Raw genomic sequence first — 18,485 nt, 5'->3', positions numbered from 1 at the left:
CCTCCGGGAAGCCACTGCGGCGCTGGGCCGCAGTGGCTTTCACCGTGGGACGCTCAGGTCACCGGCCCCGGGGCCTCTGAGATCGGGTGGCTGATCTCGCCGATCTGGTCGATGGCCAACGTCAGCCGGTCCCCCGGCCGCAGCCACCGGCCGGTCTCCATGCCGCTGCCGCCGGGAAGGGTTCCGGTGGCAAAAAGCTCACCCGGATAGAGCATTTCGCTGCGGGATGCGTGGGCAAGCACCTCCCCGAGCGACCACTGCATACCGCTACTGAACACGGTGCTGATGGTCGTCCCGTTGATCGCGACGGATCCGCTGAGATCATCGATGCGGGGCAGGATCTCGTCGGCGCTCACCGCGATCACCGACATCGACGACAAAAAATGCTTGGCCTTCTGCGGCCCGAAGCCGGTCGCCATCTCCCTGCGCTGGACATCGCGGGCACTGAAGTCGTTGACCACCACGAACGCGCCGATCGCGTCGAGCGCGTCCCGCGGGCTCGCGTCGAACAGTGGGGCTTTGAGCACAAAGCCGATCTCCAGTTCGAAGTCCAGCGCCGAGGAGTACGACGGGATCGCGACCGGACTGCCACTGGGCACGAAGTTCAAATGGTTGGACATGTAGTAGACGGGTTGCCGGTAGAACAGCGCCTTGGGTTTGAACAGCGGGAACGGTTTGCGCGTCAGCTTCTCGACGGCCGCGGTCGCGCGGAACTGCCCGGGGTGGAACCGCTTGACCAGCCCGCGTGCCGCGTCGATCGCGTGTCGTTCGTAGAGCAGGAAATCGCGGAACGAGACGGGCTGGAACGGGAGCACGTGTCCGGCCGCGTCCAGGTGGCGCATAGCGGCCGCGAGTTCCCAATCCCCGTCGAACACCGCACCGCCCAGTGCTGACCGATCCTGCGTCGGCGCCCACGACCCGTCGGATGCCAGCGCCTGCAGTTCCAGGACACCGTCGGTGACAATCCGTCGAAGCTTCACACCGTCAGTCCTACCAGCCTCGCCGACGAGCAAAGAGGTCCGGGTCGACGCCCGCGAGCGCGCGCAGAATGCCAGCAGTTACGGCGTGTCGGCGTACAGACATGCGCGCTCGCGGGGCAAAGCCTAGGCGGCCAGCGGGGTGTAGGTGGTGGTGCGCTGCCGCGCGGGACGGCCGATACCGGCAGCGATACCGACCAGATCCTCGACGCTCTTGTACGAGCCGAACTCCGAACCCGCCATTCTGGAGATGGTCTCCTCCATCAGGGTGCCGCCGAGATCGTTTGCGCCGCCGCTGAGCATCACCTGGGTGCGCTCGATACCGAGCTTCACCCAACTGGTCTGGATGTTGGAGATCCGGCCGTGCAACATGATTCGTGCCAGCGCGTGCACTGCGCGATTGTCCCGGTGCGTCGGCCCCGGCCGGGCCCCGCCCGCCAGGTACAGCGGTGAGGACTGATGGACGAACGGCAACGGCACGAACTCGGTGAATCCGCCTGTCCGATCCTGGATTCCGCGCAGCACCCGGAGGTGTCCCACCCAGTGCTTGGGTGTATCGACGTGGCCGTACATCATCGTCGAACTCGACCGCAGCCCGACCTCGTGGGCGGTGGTGACCACGTCGATCCACGCCGAGGTCGGCAGCTTGCCCTTGGTCAGGATCCAGCGCACCTCGTCGTCGAGGATCTCCGCCGCGGTGCCCGGAATCGAGCCCAACCCGGCTTCCCGCAGCGAAATCAGCCATTCGCGAATACTCAAGCCGCTCTTGGTGACTCCGTTGGAGATCTCCATCGGGCTGAACGCGTGCACGTGCATCGACGGCACCCGCGCCTTGACCGCACGGACCAGGTCCGCGTAGCCGGTGACCGGCAGTTCGGGGTCGATGCCGCCCTGCATGCAGACCTCGGTCGCCCCGGCGACGTGCGCCTGCCATGCCCGCTCGGCGACCTCACCGGTCGACAGCGAGAAGGCGTCGGCGTCACCTTTGCGCTGGGCGAAAGCGCAGAAGCGGCACCCGGTGTAGCAGATGTTGGTGAAGTTGATGTTGCGGTTGACCACAAACGTCACGTCGTCGCCGACGACGTCGCGCCGCAGTGAATCAGCCAGTGCGGCAACCGCATCCATTGCCGGCCCTTCAGCGGTGGCCAGCGCGAGATACTCGTCGTCGCTGCATCCGGCGGGATCGCGTTCGGCTGACCGCAACGCGGCCAGCACGTCGGTGCCCAGACGCTCGGGGGCGCGCGCGGCAAGCTCGTGCACCTTCTCCCGGATGGACTCCCAGTCGCCGAACGCGCTGCCGAGATCGCTGCGGGTCTCGGTGAGCCGGCCCTGCGCGTCGATCGCCGAGTGCAGGTCGGTGCGGCCCAGCGACTCGGTCGCCTCGTCGGGCTCCTGCCAGGGACGACCGACGGGGTTGACGTCGAGGGCATACCCGGTCTCGGGATCGGCGAGGACGTCCACGTGTCCCTGCACCCGCGGGTCGATCCAACCGGCGCGGGCCTGCACGTACTCAGGCTGCGCCGTGAGCCGTTGCACCAGGTCGAAACCGGCTTCCGCGGTGACCGCGGCGAGTTCGTCCAGCGCGGGCCACGGACGCTCGGGGTTGACGTGGTCGGGTGTCAACGGTGACACCCCGCCCCAGTCGTCCACCCCGGCCCCGAGCAACGCCAGGCACTCTGCGCGCGACACCAGGTTCGGCGGGGCCTGGATACGCATCTTGGGCCCCATCACCAGCCGGGTGACGGCGAGGGTCGCGAGGAATTCGTCGATATCGACGTCGGGCGTCGAGGCCATCGCGGTGTGGTCCTTGGCGCGGAAGTTCTGCACGATCACTTCTTGGACGTGCCCGAACTCTTTGTGGGAGCGCCGGATGGCGTGGATGGTCTCGGCGCGTTCGGTGACGGTCTCGCCGATGCCCACCAACAGCCCGGTCGTGAACGGAATGGACAGCCGGCCCGCGTCGTCCAGCGTGCGCAGTCGCACCTGGGGGTCCTTGTCGGGACTGCCGTAGTGCGCCTCGCCGCGCACCTCGAAAAGGCGGCGCGACGTGGTCTCCAGCATCATGCCCATCGACGGCGCAACCGGTTTGAGCCTCGACAGTTCCGACCAGCTCATCACGCCGGGGTTCAGGTGCGGCAGCAGGCCGGTCTCCTCCAGCACCCGGATCGCCATCGCCCGCACGTAATCCAGCGTCGAGTCGTAGCCGCGTTCGTCCAACCACTGACGCGCCTCGTCCCACCGGTCCTCAGGGCGGTCTCCGAGGGTGAACAACGCCTCTTTGCAACCGACTTCGGCGCCGCGGCGTGCCACGTCGAGAATCTCGTCGGGCTCCATGTACATGCCCTTGCCCGCGGCACGCAGCTTGCCGGGAACCGTCACGAACGTGCAGTAATGACAGGTGTCGCGGCACAGGTGGGTGACGGGGATGAACACCTTGCGCGAGTAACTCACCGGCAGTCGGCCGGTGGCCCCGCGACGGCCTGCGGCCTCCAGACCCGCGTCACGCACCCGCGCGGCACTGACGCACAGGTCGGCGAGGGCGTCGCCGCGTGCCGTCAGGGCGATCGCGGCTTCGTCGATGTTGAGGGCCACGCCGTCACGGGCCCGGCGCAACACCCGCCTCAGGGCGGCCGGACTGGGAGTACTGGACCTCGGCGGAACCGCCGGGTTGGGCAGATCGGCGCCGCGCTGGGTATTCAGAGCCACTTCCCTGTAACCCCGGCGATCTCGCGGATCATCCGCGCGTCTCACTATTTGAAACCGAGTGCGCACGGAATGCCCCTGACATAGGAGTCACAGTAGTCACCCGATGCGGGCGCCGGTGTCCGCCCCGACAAAGGCCGGGGTCCGGCGTCATCGCCCCGGAGACGGCGGACGACGCGTGAGCAACCACGCCGCCGGCAGCGCTCCCAGCGTCAGGAGCAGGAGCGGGGCGAACTCCATGATGCCGGTGCCACCGAACACGATGTCGTCACCCGGACCACCGAAGCTGAATACCAGCACGGTCAGAAGCCAGGTCCACACCGGCACCGCCGCCACACGCGCGTTGTCCGTCCACTGCAGCGCCACCCAGACCAGGAGTGCATTCAGCACCCCGCTGAGCACCGCGCTGACGGGAACCGGGACGCCGCCGATCCGCAACGGCAGGAAAAACACCGCCATCAGGGCTGAGAGCACTCCGTCCACGCCGAGAAGGACGAAGACCACCACACGGAGCCGGTCCGACACCGGCGCGGGCGACTCTGTCAGGTCGGGATGCTGTCGAGCACCGAGACCAGCGAACCGACGACCCACTGGAAGCTGTCGAGGCGGTCCTGCCAGTGCTGCAGGTTGGGATCCAGGTCCGGGTCCATGTGCTTCCCCTCGGTGCGGCAGTCGGTTTCGGGCAGCTTACCCGGTCGCCGCGGCGTTAACCCACGTTCAACCCGGCCAGCAGGTCGGTCTCCCAGTTGCGGTCGTCGCGTTGCCCGGAAGCACCGGCAACCAGCACGTAGTACTCGGTCGAGTCGACAGGCAGTGCGACGTTGTTGGACAGAGCAAAGCTCCGGTCGTCAGGTGCGACGCTGACCTGCGTCTCGTGGGCCCGCATCGCGGCTACTCGGGCAGAGGCATGTGCGCTGACATCCAGCGCGGCGTCGATCGCTTCATCGGAGTAGCCGAAGAGAGGTAGGTCGTCGGCGGACACCGTGATCCATCCGTCGGGCACGTCGGTCATCGCGGCCAGTCCGGCCGCCAGCGCCGATGCCGACGTCACGGTCCAGTACAGCTTGGGCACCTGCCAGCGGGCCGCCTCCACAGCCGCAGTCGTCACCCGGTGGACGTGGATGTGGTCGGGATGTCCGTATCCGCCGTCAGGGTCGTAGGTGACGACGACGTGCGGACGGAACTCGTCGATCGCCGCGGCCAGCGTGGCCACCTGCTCGGTGAGATCCCCGTCGACGAACCGTTGCGGTCCCGGCCGAGGCGGTGCCTCAGGTCGCCGCCGGGGCGGCTCCGGTGTGCCCGCCATCCCCGAATCGCGCCAACGCCCGGGCCCGCCGAGGAACCGCGGGCGGTCCACTCCCAACGCGGCCAACGCCGCCGTCAGCTCACCGATGCGGTATCCGCCCAACTGGTCGGCGCGGTCGGCCGCGAGCTGCGCCCACTGATCGCCGATGACCTCACCCTCCTCGCCGAGCGTGCACGTGATCACCTGCACCTGCGCGCCGCGGGCCACGTAATGGGCGATCGTCGCGCCCGTGGTGAGGGTCTCGTCGTCGGGATGGGCATGAACGAACAGCAGCCGCGCGGTCTCCATGCCGACAGCTTGCCCGCTCATGGCGGTACGCGGGCGGCGGTACTGGCATAGATTCGCCTCGTGACGCGGCGCACCGTTGAGTTCGGCTGCGCGATCGTCGTCGTCGGGCTGCTCGCCGGTGTCGCCGGGGCTGCGACGACGCTGCTGCTGCACGCTGTCGAGCACATCACCTACCACTACAGTTTCGGCACCCTGCTGACCGGAGTCGAGAACAGCGAGCACCTCCGTCGCGCGCTCGGCCCGATGGTCGGCGGTGCGCTGGCCGGTTGCGGGTGGTGGCTGCTCCGGCGCCGCTGCGAGGTCCCGTCGCTGTCGGTCACCATCGCCGAACACCGCCCGATCCCCCGGCTGGCGATGTCGCTCGACGCGGGTCTGCAGGTGTTGCTCGTCGGATCGGGCGCCTCGCTCGGGCGCGAGGGCGCACCGCGACAGCTCGCCGCCGCGTGGGGCGATCTCGGCACGTCGCGGTGGGCGCTGACGGCGCGCGACCGCGAGATCCTGCTGGCCTGCGCTGCGGGCGCCGGCCTCGGCGCGGTGTACAGCGTTCCGCTCGGCGGCGCGGTGTTCGCCGCTCGCATCCTCCTGGGTACCTGGCATCCGCGGGTGCTCGGCACAGCGTTGATCACGTCGAGCCTGGCGGTCGCCGTCGCCGCGCCGGTGACCCACCTCGAGCACCCGCTGGTGTGGCCGGACTTCGAGCTGTCCTACCTGTTCGTTTTCCTCGCGCTGGCGCTCGCCCCGCTGGCGGTCGTCATCGGGCTGTCCTTCGACCGGGCGATGACCGCCGCCCGCCCGGGCGTGCAGCCGCGAACGTGGCTGCTGATCCCGGCGATCGCGGCCGCCGGGCTGTTGACGGGAATCTGCTCGATCTGGCTGCCGGAACTGCCCGGCAACGGCCGCAGCATCCTCGAAGTCAGCGTCAACAGCGGCCTGACGTTCGGCGCGGCGGCAGCGATCCTGCTGCTCAAGCCGCTGCTGACCGCGGCATTCCTGCGTGCCGGCGCGGTCGGCGGACTGCTCACCCCGGCGCTGGCCACGGGCGCGGCTGCGGGTTCACTGGTCGCCCTGGGGCTCAACCAGTGGGCGGGCACCGATCTGCACATCCCGGCGGTGTCATTGAGCTGCGCGGCGGGGGTCCTCGCGATCACTCAGCGCTCGCCACTTTTTGCGGCGCTGTTCGTGTGGGAACTCGCCCGACCGCCGCTGTGGCTACTGGCGGTGTTCGCGATCGCGGCCTACTCGGCGTACGGCATCGCCGAGATCCGCCGGCGCCACGCCACCGTGGCGGGTGACTCGGAGATCACCGACCCACCCGAACGTCATTGAGGCAGCTTGACCCAGTTGCCGGCGTCGCCGACGATCCCGACCGGCACGGCGCCGGTGAGGCTGACGTTCTGCAGTCGCGGTCCCGCGGCGACGATCGTGGTGTCCTGCAGGATCGGCAGTACCGTCCACATGTTCCACAGCCTGGGCTCGACCTCGTCGATCACCTCGCCGATGTCCGCCGTACCGCGCAGCGCGGCATCGATACGGGGTTGGATGGCACGGTCGCAGGTCCCGGTGATGTTGCTCGGCGCCTGAACCAGCTCACCGGTGTCGGGCACGGGTGTCGGCGTCGCCGTGGTGGTGGTCCCGGGCGGTTCCGGGGGCGACGTCGTCGACGACGGGGGCGACTCGGGTGACGCGGACGACTCGGTGGACGCGGCCGGCGACTCGGTGGTGGTCACGATCGGCGTCGCCTCCAGCGCGGGGCAGCCGTAGCGCGATGCGAGCGCGGTCGCCAGGTCCCCGCCGGCCTGACGCCATCCGATCACGGCGTCGACCCGGTTGTTGACCAGCGCGTCGCTGTAGAGCACCACCGGATCCAGCGCGGAGACCGATGCCGCGATACCGACGTTGCGCAGTTGGTCGGCGGCGGTGTTGGCGACCGAGATCGACGTCGGATCGTTCGCGGCGACACCGAGCACGAGCGTCAGCGCCTCGCCATCCTTGGTGAGATGCCCCCGGTTGTTCTCCGGGAGGGTGGGGGTGGGTGGCGCCGGGGGCGTGGTCGACACCGGGTCGATCTGGTATCCGGCGCCGGCCAGCAGCGTCATCGCCTGTTCCCGGCTCATCGCCGGCGGAGCGGTCGGGACGTAGCCGGGATCGGATGGGGAGCGCACCTGCGCCTGGGCGAGGGTGACGGAGTTGTCGTCGCCGGCCCCGACCGCGGCCAGCAGGTCGACGTCGAGCAGACCCAGGATCGCTTGTCGCACTTGGGGTTCCGCCAGAGCGGGCTGTTGGGCGCGCAGCGTCAGCTGCATGACGCGCGGGGTGACGATCCGCGCGGTCCGGACGTCGGGGATGGCGGACAGCTGCGCAAACGCCACTGCCCCGCCGTGTACCTGGGCTACCTGGGTGTCGCCGTTGCGGATCGAGTCGGCCAGTGCAGCGGGCGCGCCGCCGCGGCGGAACAGGATCAGATCGGGAACCGCGGGCTGACCCCAGTACCTGTCGTTGCGTGCCAGCAGGATCTCGTCACGCTGCGGATCGATGGTCTCGACCCGGAACTGCCCGCCGGTGACCGGTAGCGCCTGCACCAACCCGGCTCCGAATCCTCCCGGCACGTCCTTGACGATGTGGGCGGGCAGGATGTTGTTGAACAGCTCCCGCCACGCCGGGTACGGCTGCGAGAAGGTGACGACGGCGGTCTTCCCGCCCTCGATGGACTGCACCCCGGTGATCAGGTCATAGCCGGCCGGATCCACAGTGCCGGGCTGGCTGACCATCTGGCGCCACAGATACCAGTAGTCGTCGGCCCCGATCGGCGCGTTGTCCGTCCACTGCGCCTCGGGGCGCACCTGGTAGGTGACCGTGAACGGCTCCTCGGAGGTCACCTCCGCCGACTCCAGCAGCGACGTGTCCAACTCCCAGCGCGAGCCGGTGGGCGTCCGCGCGTCGGGGATCGGACGGAACGAACTGGGCAGCACCAGCGAGCTGATCGCCGCGTTGACCGGGGATTGGTCGGACAGCAGGTGGGCGTTGAAGCCGGGACCGATCGAATCGATCGCCATGATGATCTGGGTCGCCTTCATCGGCGGCGGCGGCGTCGACTCGGTGGTGTCGGTGCTCTGGGGCGCCGGTGGCGGCTTGACGGTACACGCCGTGACCAGCGCCAACGTCATGAACAGGGCGCCGGCGACGGCGCTGACGCGTCGCTGGGTCGTCGGCACGCCTACAGAGTATCCATCGGTCAGTTACGGGCTTTGGCGCGTGACCGCGCCCGCCCCCGGGTGGTCGCGTCGAGTTCGGCTTTGCGCACCCGCACGATCTCCGGCGTCACCTCGACGCACTCGTCCTCCGCACAGAACTCCATCGCCTGTTCGAGACCCAACTCGAGGGGACGGGCCAACGTCTCCATCACGTCCGCGGTCGAGGAACGCATGTTGGTGAGCTTCTTCTCGCGGGTGACGTTGACGTCGAGGTCTTCGGCACGTGGGTTGATGCCGACGACCTGCCCCTCGTAGGTGTCGTCACCGGGTTCGACGAAGAACTGACCGCGATCGGAGAGCTGGATCATCGCGAACGGCGTCACCGAACCGGAGCGGTCCGAGACCAGGGACCCGGTGTGGCGGGCCCGGATCTCGCCGGCCCACGGACGGTAACCCTCGAAGACAGCGTTGGCGATGCCGGTGCCACGGGTCAGTGTCAGGAAGTCGGTCCGGAAGCCGATCAGTCCGCGGCTGGGCACGATGAAGTCCATCCGCACCCATCCGGCGGCGTGGTTGGCCATCTCCTCCATGCGGCCCTTGCGGGCGGCCATCAGCTGGGTGATGGCGCCCACGAACTCTTCGGGGCAGTCGATCGTCATCGCCTCGAACGGCTCGTGCAGCTTGCCGTCGATCGTCCGGGTGACCACCTGCGGCTTGCCGACCGTGAGCTCGAAGCCCTCGCGGCGCATCTGCTCGACGAGCACAGCGAGCGCCAACTCGCCTCGGCCCTGCACCTCCCACGCGTCGGGGCGGCCGATGTCGACGACCTTGATCGACACGTTGCCGACCAGTTCCTGATCGAGGCGGCTCTTGACCATCCTGGCGGTGAGCTTGTGCCCGGAGACCTTGCCGGCGAGCGGCGAGGTGTTGGTGCCGATGGTGACCGAGATGGCGGGTTCGTCGACGGTGATCCGCGGCAGCGCGTGCGCATGCTCGACGTCGGCGAGGGTGTCGCCGATCATGATCTCGGGCATCCCGGCGACGGCCACGATGTCACCGGCGACCGCCTCGTCCGTGCTGGTCCGTTCGACGCCCTCGGTCGCGAGCAACTCGGTGATCTTGGCGTTGGTGATGACCGGATGGCCGTCCACTTCACGCATCCACGCCACCTGCTGGCCCTTGCGAATCCGCCCCTTGTAGATGCGGATCAACGCGAGCCTGCCGAGGAATGCCGACGCGTCGAGGTTGGTGACCAGCGCCTGCAGCGGAGCTTCCGGATCGCCCTGCGGCGGCGGGATGTGCTCGAGCAGGACGTCGAAGAGCGGATCGAGATTCTCGCCGTCAGGGTTCTCGCCGTTGGCGGGTTCGGTGGTGCTGGCGATGCCCGCCCGGCCCGATGCGTACAGCGTCGGCAGTCCGAGCGCGTGCTCGGCGGCCTTCTGCGCCTCCTCGTCGAGGTCGGAGGCGACGTCGAGCAGCAGGTCGTGGCTGTCGGAGACCACCTCGGCGATCCGCGCGTCGGGGCGGTCGGTCTTGTTGACCACGACGATCACCGGCAGGTGCGCGGACAGCGCTTTGCGCAGGACGAACCGGGTCTGGGGCAGCGGACCCTCCGACGCGTCAACGAGCAGCAGCACGCCGTCGACCATCGACAGGCCGCGTTCGACCTCACCGCCGAAGTCCGCGTGGCCCGGGGTGTCGATGACGTTGATGACGGTCATCCCGCCGTCGGGGTGGTGACGGTGGACGGCGGTGTTCTTCGCCAGGATGGTGATGCCCTTTTCCTTCTCGAGGTCACCGGAGTCCATGAGGCGTTCGATTGCGTCGTCGCCGCGGTGACTCAGGGCCCCCGATTGGCGCAGCATCGCGTCGACCAGGGTTGTCTTGCCGTGGTCGACGTGAGCCACAATGGCGACGTTGCGGAAATCGGGGCGTGCATTCACGTCGTGATTGTCGCAGTGCAGCGCACTGATCACGAAAACGAGAGAGACAACTCACTTGAAGCCCGGCAAGCTCGCCGACCTGAAACCGAAGAAGAAGTGTTGCCGCAGCAAGCCCCGATGCAAGCGCTGCCCGGTCGTCCTCAACAAGGTGCACAAGGCCGAACTGAACGGAATCCGGGGTAAGGAACTGGCCAAGGTGCTCAAGCGGGCCCGCAAGTCCTGACCTGCGGCGTACCGTGGAAACATCCCGTCAGAACGTCTCGGCGTTTGGAGGTCCGGTCATGACGGTTTACGAGATTCTCGCGGTGTTCACGATCCTCGCCGTCGGCACGTTGGCGACGGTGGCCCTCTATCTGGGCCTGCTCAGCTGGGTCGGAGCGTTGTACATGGTGCGATGTTCGGAATGCCACCACCTCTCGTTCAGCTCGGCCAAAGAGCCCAGGACGTCGTGTCCGCACTGCCGGCATCCCGTGCTCACGCACCCGATCCACGCGCTGCACCACCCCGGCAGCCGGACCGATGTGCGGATAGTCGGAGATCGCCTGCGCTACTGAGGCGCGGTCGGCTCGCTCGCTCGTGCGGCCGATGCCGAATTCCGTCGTGCCTCGTCGGCCGGACGGTCGTCAGAGATTTGCGGCAGGTAGGGTCTTCCGCGCGCCGACAACTCCGGCCCTCCACTGCGAAACCTGTACCGATACGTAACAGACGATGACGACGATGACGACGACGACTTTGAGGAGGCGGTAATCGTGCCGACCCCATCGGACCGCACGAGTGCCGAAGGCAAGCGGCAGAACCCGCTGATGAATGCGTGGCGAAGCCTCGAGCCGGCGGTGTTCATTCCCTCGTCGATCATCATCATCGGGCTCATCCTGTTCGCGGTGGTCTACTCCGGCCAGGCCGAAGATGCCTTCACTCAGCTCAACGGTGCGATCACCGACGGCGTCGGGTGGTGGTACGTGCTGGTCACCACCGGCTTCGTGGCGTTCGCGATCTACTGCGGCGCCTCCCGGATCGGCACCATCCGACTCGGCGACGACGATGAGAAACCCGAGTTCAGCTTCATGGCGTGGCTGGCGATGCTCTTCAGCGCCGGAATGGGCATCGGCCTGGTCTTCTACAGCGTCGCCGAACCGCTCACGCACTACGTGAGCCCGCCGGAGTCGCGAGGCATCCCGGGTCAGACCGACGAGGCGGCCAATCAAGCGATGGCGCTGACGCTGTTCCACTGGGCGCTGCACCCGTGGGCGATCTACGTCGTCGTCGGCCTCGGCATGTCCTACATGACCTACCGCCGCGGCCGGCCACTGTCGGTGCGCTGGCTGCTGGAGCCGCTGTTGGGGCGCGAGCGGGTCGAGGGCCCGATCGGGCACGCGGTGGACATCACCGCCGTCGTCGGCACCCTGTTCGGCGTGGCCACCTCCCTCGGCTTCGGCATCACCCAGATCGCGGCAGGGCTGGAGTACCTGGGCTGGATCCAGATCAACAACTGGTGGACGATCGGGATGATCGCCTTGATCACGCTGGTAGCGACGATTTCGGTAGTCACCGGAGTCAGCAAGGGCCTGAAATGGCTGTCGAACATCAACATGATGCTGGCCGCCGCACTGGCACTGTTCGTGATGTTGCTGGGCCCGACGCTGTTCCTGTTGCAGGCGTTCGTGCAGAACCTCGGGATCTACATCCAGTCGCTGCCGGAGCTGATGCTGCGCACGGCGCCGTTCACCGACGGCGAGTGGCTCGGCGGCTGGACCATCTTCTACTGGGGATGGTGGATCAGCTGGGCGCCGTTTGTCGGCATGTTCATCGCCCGCATCTCGCGGGGCCGCACCATCCGTGAGTTCGTCGGCGCAGTGTTGCTCGTCCCGAGTGTCATCGGCGCGCTGTGGTTCACCATCTTCGGCGACTCGGCGATCCTGCGGCAGCGGGAGAACGGCGACATGCTGGTCGACGGCGCCGTCGACACCAACACGTCGCTGTTCCAACTCCTCGGCACGCTGCCGATCGCGACGATCACCAGCGTGCTCGCGATCGCGGTGATCGTGTTCTTCTTCGTCACCTCGTCGGATTCGGGATCGCTGGTCATCGACATCTTGTCCTCGGGCGGAAATGTGGATACCCCGAAGCTGTCCCGGGTGTACTGGGCGGTCATGGAGGGGCTTGTCGCCGCCGTGCTGCTGCTGGTCGGCGGCTCCGGCTCTCTGACCGCGCTGCAGACCGCCTCCATCGCGACGGCGGTGCCGTTCTCACTGGTGATGGTGGCAGCCTGCGTGTCGATGTTGCGCGCGTTCCGGTACGACCTGGCGACCACGCCGAGACTGCTGCGCGTCTCGGTGCCCGACGAGATGTCCGCGTCTCAGCGCCACGACGTCTCGGCCACGTTGGCGGGGCTGGTTGCGGTCCGCTCGGTTCATCCCGATTCCTACGCCGTGCACCCCACCACCGGTGAGGTGACGTTCGAGGAACCGGTCGATCCCCTCAACGGCGAGCACGTCGGCGAGAGCGAGAGCGAGACCGAGACCAAGGCGCGGTGACAGCCGGCGTCACCGGAGCAGTGTCGCCAGCTGCGGCAGCCACGCGGTGTCTGCGGGCACCCACGCCAACTCATCGAGGTCGTCGGCGCGCACCCATCTCAGCGCGCGATGGTCGTGGGGTTGGAGCACGCCGTCGATCTGGGTGACGAGGTAGGCGCGCAACGTCGTCGTGGCGTTCAGCGCCACATCGGCGCCGAGGCGGGCCCCGACGACCACGCCGATACCCAGTTCCTCGCGTAGTTCGCGAGCCAGCGCGACCTCATCGGTCTCGCCGGCGGCGACCTTGCCGCCCGGCAGTTCCCACAGCCCGGCCAACTCGGGCGGCCGAGCACGCTGTGCGACGAGCAGCGCAGCGTCGTGGATCAACGCACCCGCGACCACGATCAGATTCGGCAACTGGTTTGACACCGTCTGGTTCGACACTGCCGCGAACGGTATACCGTCGAACACATGGCTGTGTTAACCGACGACCAAGTAGACGCCGAACTGCCCGACCTCAGAGGCTGGGAGCGCGCCGAGGGTGCGCTACGACGCGCGATCGAGTTCCCGTCGTTCCTCGACGGCATCAACGCCGTCACCCGCGTCGCGGAACACGCGGAGGCCCGTGATCACCATCCGGATATCGACATCCGTTGGCGGACAGTGACTTTTGCACTTGTCACGCACTCCGAAGGTGGCATCACCGACAAGGACGTGGAGATGGCGGGCGACATCAACCGGATCGTCGGCCAGTAGCGGCGATCCACGCCAGCGTCGCCAACGTGGCGACGATGTAGACAAGGCCGGCCCACGCCAGGTACCAGGGACGCGATATCTCCCAGATGGTCGGCTGCGCGAAGCTCAACAGCCACGGCACCCCGATCAGCGTCAGCACCAGCCAGCCCACCCCGAGCACCCGGGCCCCGAGCCGCTCACGCAGCGGACCGTGCAGCAGCCAGATCATCAACGGCACCAGCCAGGCCCAGTGATGGGTCCATGAGATCGGTGACAGCAGGAGACCGAACAGCTGCACGATCACGATCGCGGCGAGCCGGTCCCGGGCACCCCCGACCGCGCGCCACGCCAGCACTGCCAGCACGGCTGTCACGACGATGCCTGCCAACACGACGGGGCCGTAGCCGGCGTCATGGCCGAGGATCCGCGAGATGCCACCGCGCCACGACTGGTTGAACGACGTGCCGATCGGTCCGACCCTGCCGGCGTCGCCGAGGAGTTCGGTGAAGTAATAGCGCGCCTGGTCGCCGACGACGACGGCGGACAGGCCGACGGTCAGGAAGAACACCACCGCGGAGAACACCGCCGCACCCCAGCGACGCGCACCGACGAAGTACAGACCGGAGACCGCGGGCGTCAGCTTCACTCCGGCAGCCAGCCCCACCAGGAGCCCGGAGAGCCACCACCGCGTGGTGTACACGGCGTACAGAACACCCAACACCAGCAACACGTTGACCTGGCCGTAGTCGAAGGTGCTGCGCAACGGCTCGATCCAGATGCCGACTGCCGTCCACAGCATCGCGACACGCCGGCCGGCGCCGTGGCCGTCGGGGTTCGGCAGCAGGCGCTGGCTGATGCGCACCACGCCGTACAACGCGGCCATCGTGGCGATCTGCCATCCCAGGGCAGCCACGCCGAAGGGCAGCAGCTGCAACGGGTAGAACAGCACCGCGGCGAACGGCGGATACGTGAAGGGCAGTGGGAAGTCCGGGGTCTGGTCTGCGTAGACGTAGTCGTAGAGGGTGCCCGGCTGATCCAGCGCGGCTGCGCCTCCGAGATAGACGTGCAGGTCGACGAAGTTGGCGCCGTTGGGCAGCAGATACGTCCACGCCAGGCGCGCGGCGATGCTGAGGAGCAACAGCACGGGCGCCGCGGCGGACAGCCGGGACACCAGACGTGAGCCGGGAATTGCTGAGGCGGATGCGGTGGCGTCTATGACCCAGAACTCTATCGAGCGGTCACCATCGGCACTCGTGTCAGTAACGGTTCCATAAATGCCACACGTGTCACTTGAGTAACTCTAGTAACAGGCTAGCTTCGGGTGCAGGCGTGCCACCTATGCCGTTCAGAGCCACCAAAGGATTTGGGAGAACCATGCATCGCACCGGGAAATTGTTTGCAACCACGTTGGTCGCCGCGGCGGGAGCCGTCTCGGCTGCGTTGGCGCTCAGCACATCTGCGGCGGCGCAGCCCGCGCCCGCTCCGGCACCGGTGCCCGCACCCGAGGTGCCCGGCCTGCCGTTCCTGCAGCAGCTCGCGGCGAATCCCGCCGCGGCAACGCAGCTCATGCAGACGTTTGCGTCGGCGTTGGGCAATGCCGGGTCGACGGCTGCGACCGGTCCGGTCACCCCGGCCGCTCCGGTCACCCCGCCGGCGGCGACCGCGTCGGTCACCATCCCGCAGCCCGCATCCATGCTGCCCGGGGCAGCGGCACCCGCGCTGCCCGAAGCCACCATCCTGCCGGGCAATACGACCACTGTGCCGCCGGAGACGACCGCGGCATCCTCGACGACGGGCCCGTCACTGCTGCCCGCCGCGCTGACCGATCAGCTGGGCGTACCGGGCGGCCTCGCCTCGCTGCTGCCGGCCGGCACCCCGCTGGCCAACCTGCTGCCCACCGGCGGCACGGCGGCAGCACCTGCCGCACCCGCCGCGCCGGCGGCTCCGGCCGCGCCGCTCGCACCGGTGTTCACGCCGCTGTCGGCTCTGCCCTGACGTCCAGTCCGTCTCCAACCCACTGATCCACCGAATGCATTGGGGAATCATGACAACCACCAGGACGATGCTCACCACCGCACTGGCGGTGGGCTCGTCGGCCGCGTTGCTGATGGTCGGCGTGTCCGGAGTCGCTCACGCCGACCCGGCGGCCGCGCCGCCGCCGATCGACGGACTGCAGGCTCCGGGCCTGCCTGCGGTGCAGAGCATCGGACCCGTGATCCAGCAGGCGGCGTCTGACCCCACCAATGCCGCATCCATGCTGATGGCCGCCGCCGCGGTGTTCGCCGGAGATGCGGCCGCGCCGCGCCCCTCCCGCGACGTCGCGTCGGCGGTCAATCAGTTCGTGCAACCCGCGGCCCACGTACCGGCCACAGGTGCGACCCCGGGCACCGAAGCGCATCTGCCCGCGGGTGTGAATCCTGCGCATGCGGTGGGCCCGATCCCCGAGGTGCCGGCACCCCCGGCGGCCGAACTCGCCCACACCCCGGTCCCCGACGCTGCGCCCGGACCCGCTCCGGCCGCGGTACCAGCGCCGGATGCAGTACCCGCGCCGGCGCCCGGACCCGGTGGGCCGACACCAGGAGGCACTCCGGACTTCGGACCGGACGCACCGGTGACGCAGGACTTCCTGTATCCGTCGATCAGCAACGGATGCCTGGCCGACGGCGGAAACGTACTGGCGACAGCGATCTCGGTCGCCGGTCCCGCCAAGATCCCGGCCCCGGGCCCCGCACCCGGCCAGACCGCGTACGTCTTCACCGCGATCGGCACTCCCGCCCCCGCCGCTGAGCAGAAACTGCCGCTCAACGTCACGTGGGTGAACCTGAGCACGGGCAAGTCCGGCAGCGCGACGCTCACGCCGCGGCCGGACATCAATCCCGCCGGGCCGACGACCTTGACGGCGATCGCGGACACCGGATCGGGCAGCATCATGTCGACGATCTTCGGTCAGGTCACCACAACCGAGAAGCAGTGCCAGTTCATGCCGACGATCGGCTCCACCGTCGTCCCATGACCCGGCCCCGCTACTGCGCCGGAATAGCGTTCCTGGTTGCGAACAGCCAAGAAATCGCGACCCGGAGTGCTATTCCGCGGCTGATCAGTAGGCCATGAAGAGGATGGCGTCGCGGTCGTAGTCGCGGCCGGGATGGATCTCCGACAGGTGCGCCTGGGCCTTCTCCACCAGATCGTCCTCGTTCTCGCCGGTGATGGCTTCGCCGCAGGGGCAGTTCAGGTGAGTCTTCATCTGTTCACAATGACACAGCCACGCGATGCGCTCGACGGCTGACGGCGAGTCTCGCCGGCCCGACGCGCGCCACGTGAGACCTTCGAAGAGTGACGGTCACGTTGGGTTACGCCACGACCGGAGGCAACGACCACACGCTCGACGAGCAACTCGCCGAGCTGGCCGCCGCGGGCGTGGATCCGAAGCGGATCTTCACCGATCAGACGTCGGGATCGGTGGACAAGATGCGGGCGGGGCTGCTGGCGTTGCGCAGCTATGCCCGCGCGGGTGACGTCGTCGTGGTCGTGGCGCTCGACAAGCTGGGGCGCACGGCCGCGGAGGTCGCCCAGATCGTCACCGACCTCGGCGCCCGCGGGATCACGCTGCGCTGTGTGAACAACGGCCTCGACACGGCCACCGCGACCGGCCGGGTGGTGGCGACGGTCCTCGCCGAACTGGCTGCCCTCGACGCGGCTCAGCACACCGGGTCCACGCACCGAACGTGATCCGGGTTCAGGCCTTGGCCTCCTTGTTCTTGGCCTTCGCTTCCTTCTTGTAGGACCGCACTTTCTGCAGCGAGCCGGCGTCCTTCACGTCCGCGACCGACATGTGCGTCCCCGCCTTGCCGTAGTCGCCCGCAGCAGCCCGCCAGCCCTTCGGTGTCACGCGGTACTGCTTGCCCAGCAGCGCGAGGAAGATCTTGGCTTTCTGTTCGCCGAAGCCCGGTAGCGCCTTGAGTCTGCGCAGCACCTCCGGCCCGTCGGGGTCGCCTGCGGTCCACAGTGCTGCGGCGTCACCGCCGTACTCGTCGACGATGACCTGGGCAAGCGCCTGCACCCGCTTGGCCATCGACCCCGGAAACCGGTGTATCGCAGGCGTTTGCGAGCACAGCGCCGCGAATTCTTCGGGGTTGTAGTCCGCGATCACCCGGGCGTCGAAACCGCCGATGCGGTCGTCGATCTTCTTCGGACCGCCGAAGGCGACCTCCATCGCGATCTGCTGATCGAGAAGCATTCCGACCAGGAGCGCGAACGGGTTGGCATCGAGCAGGGCGTCGGCCGCAGGTTCCTGGGCCAGCTGCAAGGTAGGCACCCGGCCAGTTTATGACGACCCGGAATGCTGTGAGCCGACGAAACGCATCCTCTTCGGCGTGGCCGGGTCAGGTCGGTTCAGTAGGTGAGACCACTGCGGTCGTCGAGCAGGCGGTCGATCAGAGGGTGTTGATCCGCTGTTTGAGCACCGCCCCCACCGGCGTGTGCCCGAACTCCTGGCAGTGGTCGATCGCGTCGATCACCGCCATACCCCGGAAGATCCTCGGCTTCCCTTGGTAGCCGCATTGGCACTGGGCTCGGTTTCGCAACCAGGAGACGAGCACGTACGTGCGCTTCTCCACCATCGCGCAAATTTAGCAAACAATCGACATCCGTATGGTCGTGTTCTTCCAGGTTTTCACCCAACTGGATATGACACCGCTACCAATGAGCCACCCCGAGCGCAGATGACCTCTCCGGCGGCCGCGGTGTCGCCGCTGTCGTGACGACCGCGGGTTACCGAATCGACCGCAGTTCGGCCACGCCGCATGTTTAAGGTGGCACAACTGCAGACG

18 protein-coding genes are annotated in these 18,485 nt (G+C 68.1%); 8 read left to right on the top strand and 10 right to left on the bottom strand.

Translation table 11 applies throughout. From position 1 onward, the window contains the following. Positions 1-53 precede the first annotated feature (53 nt). The 4 genes from ABDC78_RS24480 to mshB form a co-directional block, all read right to left on the bottom strand. Positions 54-980, bottom strand: a complete 927-nt coding sequence (locus tag ABDC78_RS24480; RefSeq protein WP_178357996.1) for a fumarylacetoacetate hydrolase family protein — start codon at positions 978-980, stop codon at positions 54-56. Positions 981-1,103: 123 nt separating this feature from the next. Beyond that, the gene (locus ABDC78_RS24475) at positions 1,104-3,683 is read right to left on the bottom strand and encodes a bifunctional FO biosynthesis protein CofGH (RefSeq protein WP_178357997.1); all 2,580 of its coding nucleotides are present in this window, start codon (positions 3,681-3,683) and stop codon (positions 1,104-1,106) included. A gap of 147 nt (positions 3,684-3,830) precedes the next feature. After that, positions 3,831-4,205, bottom strand: a complete 375-nt coding sequence (locus ABDC78_RS24470) for a hypothetical protein (RefSeq protein WP_347133216.1) — start codon at positions 4,203-4,205, stop codon at positions 3,831-3,833. Positions 4,206-4,386: 181 nt separating this feature from the next. Continuing rightward, entirely contained in the window at positions 4,387-5,274 is an 888-nt protein-coding gene (mshB, locus tag ABDC78_RS24465) for an N-acetyl-1-D-myo-inositol-2-amino-2-deoxy-alpha-D-glucopyranoside deacetylase (protein WP_178358072.1), read from the bottom strand. 60 nt (positions 5,275-5,334) lie between these two features. On the opposite strand from mshB, the gene ABDC78_RS24460 reads away from it, so the two are divergent. Beyond that, positions 5,335-6,600 carry a chloride channel protein gene (locus tag ABDC78_RS24460; RefSeq protein ID WP_178357999.1) on the top strand — a complete coding sequence of 422 codons (1,266 nt, stop codon included), beginning with the start codon at positions 5,335-5,337 and terminating at the stop codon, positions 6,598-6,600. On the opposite strand, the gene ABDC78_RS24455 is transcribed toward ABDC78_RS24460, so the two are convergent. After that, positions 6,594-8,438 (bottom strand): ABC transporter family substrate-binding protein, encoded by a 1,845-nt coding sequence (locus tag ABDC78_RS24455; RefSeq protein WP_178358073.1) that lies wholly within the window; start codon positions 8,436-8,438, stop codon positions 6,594-6,596. The genes ABDC78_RS24460 and ABDC78_RS24455 overlap by 7 nt on opposite strands. A 68-nt stretch (positions 8,439-8,506) precedes the next feature. Continuing rightward, positions 8,507-10,408, bottom strand: a complete 1,902-nt coding sequence (typA, locus tag ABDC78_RS24450) for a translational GTPase TypA (protein WP_178358000.1) — start codon at positions 10,406-10,408, stop codon at positions 8,507-8,509. Positions 10,409-10,463: 55 nt separating this feature from the next. On the opposite strand from typA, the gene ABDC78_RS24445 reads away from it, so the two are divergent. From ABDC78_RS24445 to ABDC78_RS24435, 3 genes are all read left to right on the top strand, one after another. Next, complete coding sequence (locus ABDC78_RS24445; protein WP_178358001.1) at positions 10,464-10,631, top strand: hypothetical protein; 168 nt, start codon at positions 10,464-10,466, stop codon at positions 10,629-10,631. 58 nt (positions 10,632-10,689) lie between these two features. Continuing rightward, positions 10,690-10,962 carry a hypothetical protein gene (locus ABDC78_RS24440; protein WP_178358002.1) on the top strand — a complete coding sequence of 91 codons (273 nt, stop codon included), beginning with the start codon at positions 10,690-10,692 and terminating at the stop codon, positions 10,960-10,962. A 249-nt stretch (positions 10,963-11,211) separates the two neighbouring features. Then, positions 11,212-12,942, top strand: a complete 1,731-nt coding sequence (locus ABDC78_RS24435) for a BCCT family transporter (RefSeq protein WP_178358074.1) — start codon at positions 11,212-11,214, stop codon at positions 12,940-12,942. 9 nt (positions 12,943-12,951) lie between these two features. Here the strand turns inward: ABDC78_RS24435 and ABDC78_RS24430 are convergent, their stop codons facing one another. Next, positions 12,952-13,338, bottom strand: coding sequence for a (deoxy)nucleoside triphosphate pyrophosphohydrolase (locus tag ABDC78_RS24430; RefSeq protein WP_178358075.1), 387 nt, complete (start codon positions 13,336-13,338; stop codon positions 12,952-12,954). Between the two features lie 54 nt (positions 13,339-13,392). Here ABDC78_RS24430 and ABDC78_RS24425 point away from each other — a divergent pair, with 54 nt between their 5' ends. After that, complete coding sequence (locus ABDC78_RS24425) at positions 13,393-13,677, top strand: 4a-hydroxytetrahydrobiopterin dehydratase (protein WP_178358003.1); 285 nt, start codon at positions 13,393-13,395, stop codon at positions 13,675-13,677. On the opposite strand, the gene ABDC78_RS24420 is transcribed toward ABDC78_RS24425, so the two are convergent. Continuing rightward, positions 13,655-14,872 carry a mannosyltransferase gene (locus tag ABDC78_RS24420; protein ID WP_347133536.1) on the bottom strand — a complete coding sequence of 406 codons (1,218 nt, stop codon included), beginning with the start codon at positions 14,870-14,872 and terminating at the stop codon, positions 13,655-13,657. The two genes, ABDC78_RS24425 and ABDC78_RS24420, sit on opposite strands and share 23 nt — an antisense overlap. Before the next feature lie 158 nt (positions 14,873-15,030). On the opposite strand from ABDC78_RS24420, the gene ABDC78_RS24415 reads away from it, so the two are divergent. Further along, entirely contained in the window at positions 15,031-15,651 is a 621-nt protein-coding gene (locus tag ABDC78_RS24415; RefSeq protein ID WP_178358004.1) for a hypothetical protein, read from the top strand. 49 nt (positions 15,652-15,700) lie between these two features. After that, complete coding sequence (locus ABDC78_RS24410; RefSeq protein ID WP_178358005.1) at positions 15,701-16,669, top strand: hypothetical protein; 969 nt, start codon at positions 15,701-15,703, stop codon at positions 16,667-16,669. Between the two features lie 84 nt (positions 16,670-16,753). On the opposite strand, the gene ABDC78_RS24405 is transcribed toward ABDC78_RS24410, so the two are convergent. Further along, the gene (locus ABDC78_RS24405) at positions 16,754-16,900 is read right to left on the bottom strand and encodes a DUF1059 domain-containing protein (RefSeq protein WP_178358006.1); all 147 of its coding nucleotides are present in this window, start codon (positions 16,898-16,900) and stop codon (positions 16,754-16,756) included. A gap of 89 nt (positions 16,901-16,989) precedes the next feature. On the opposite strand from ABDC78_RS24405, the gene ABDC78_RS24400 reads away from it, so the two are divergent. Then, complete coding sequence (locus ABDC78_RS24400; protein WP_178358007.1) at positions 16,990-17,385, top strand: recombinase family protein; 396 nt, start codon at positions 16,990-16,992, stop codon at positions 17,383-17,385. Positions 17,386-17,392: 7 nt separating this feature from the next. On the opposite strand, the gene ABDC78_RS24395 is transcribed toward ABDC78_RS24400, so the two are convergent. Continuing rightward, on the bottom strand, positions 17,393-17,971 hold the full coding sequence (locus tag ABDC78_RS24395; protein WP_178358008.1) for an HhH-GPD-type base excision DNA repair protein: 579 nt from the start codon (positions 17,969-17,971) through the stop codon (positions 17,393-17,395). Positions 17,972-18,485: the final 514 nt, after the last annotated feature.

It is taken from the genome of Mycobacterium sp. DL (assembly GCF_039729195.1).
GTDB lineage: Bacteria > Actinomycetota > Actinomycetes > Mycobacteriales > Mycobacteriaceae > Mycobacterium > Mycobacterium hippocampi_A.
The sequence above is the reverse complement of the archived record's forward strand: the minus strand, read 5'-3'. Positions and strand labels throughout refer to the sequence as shown.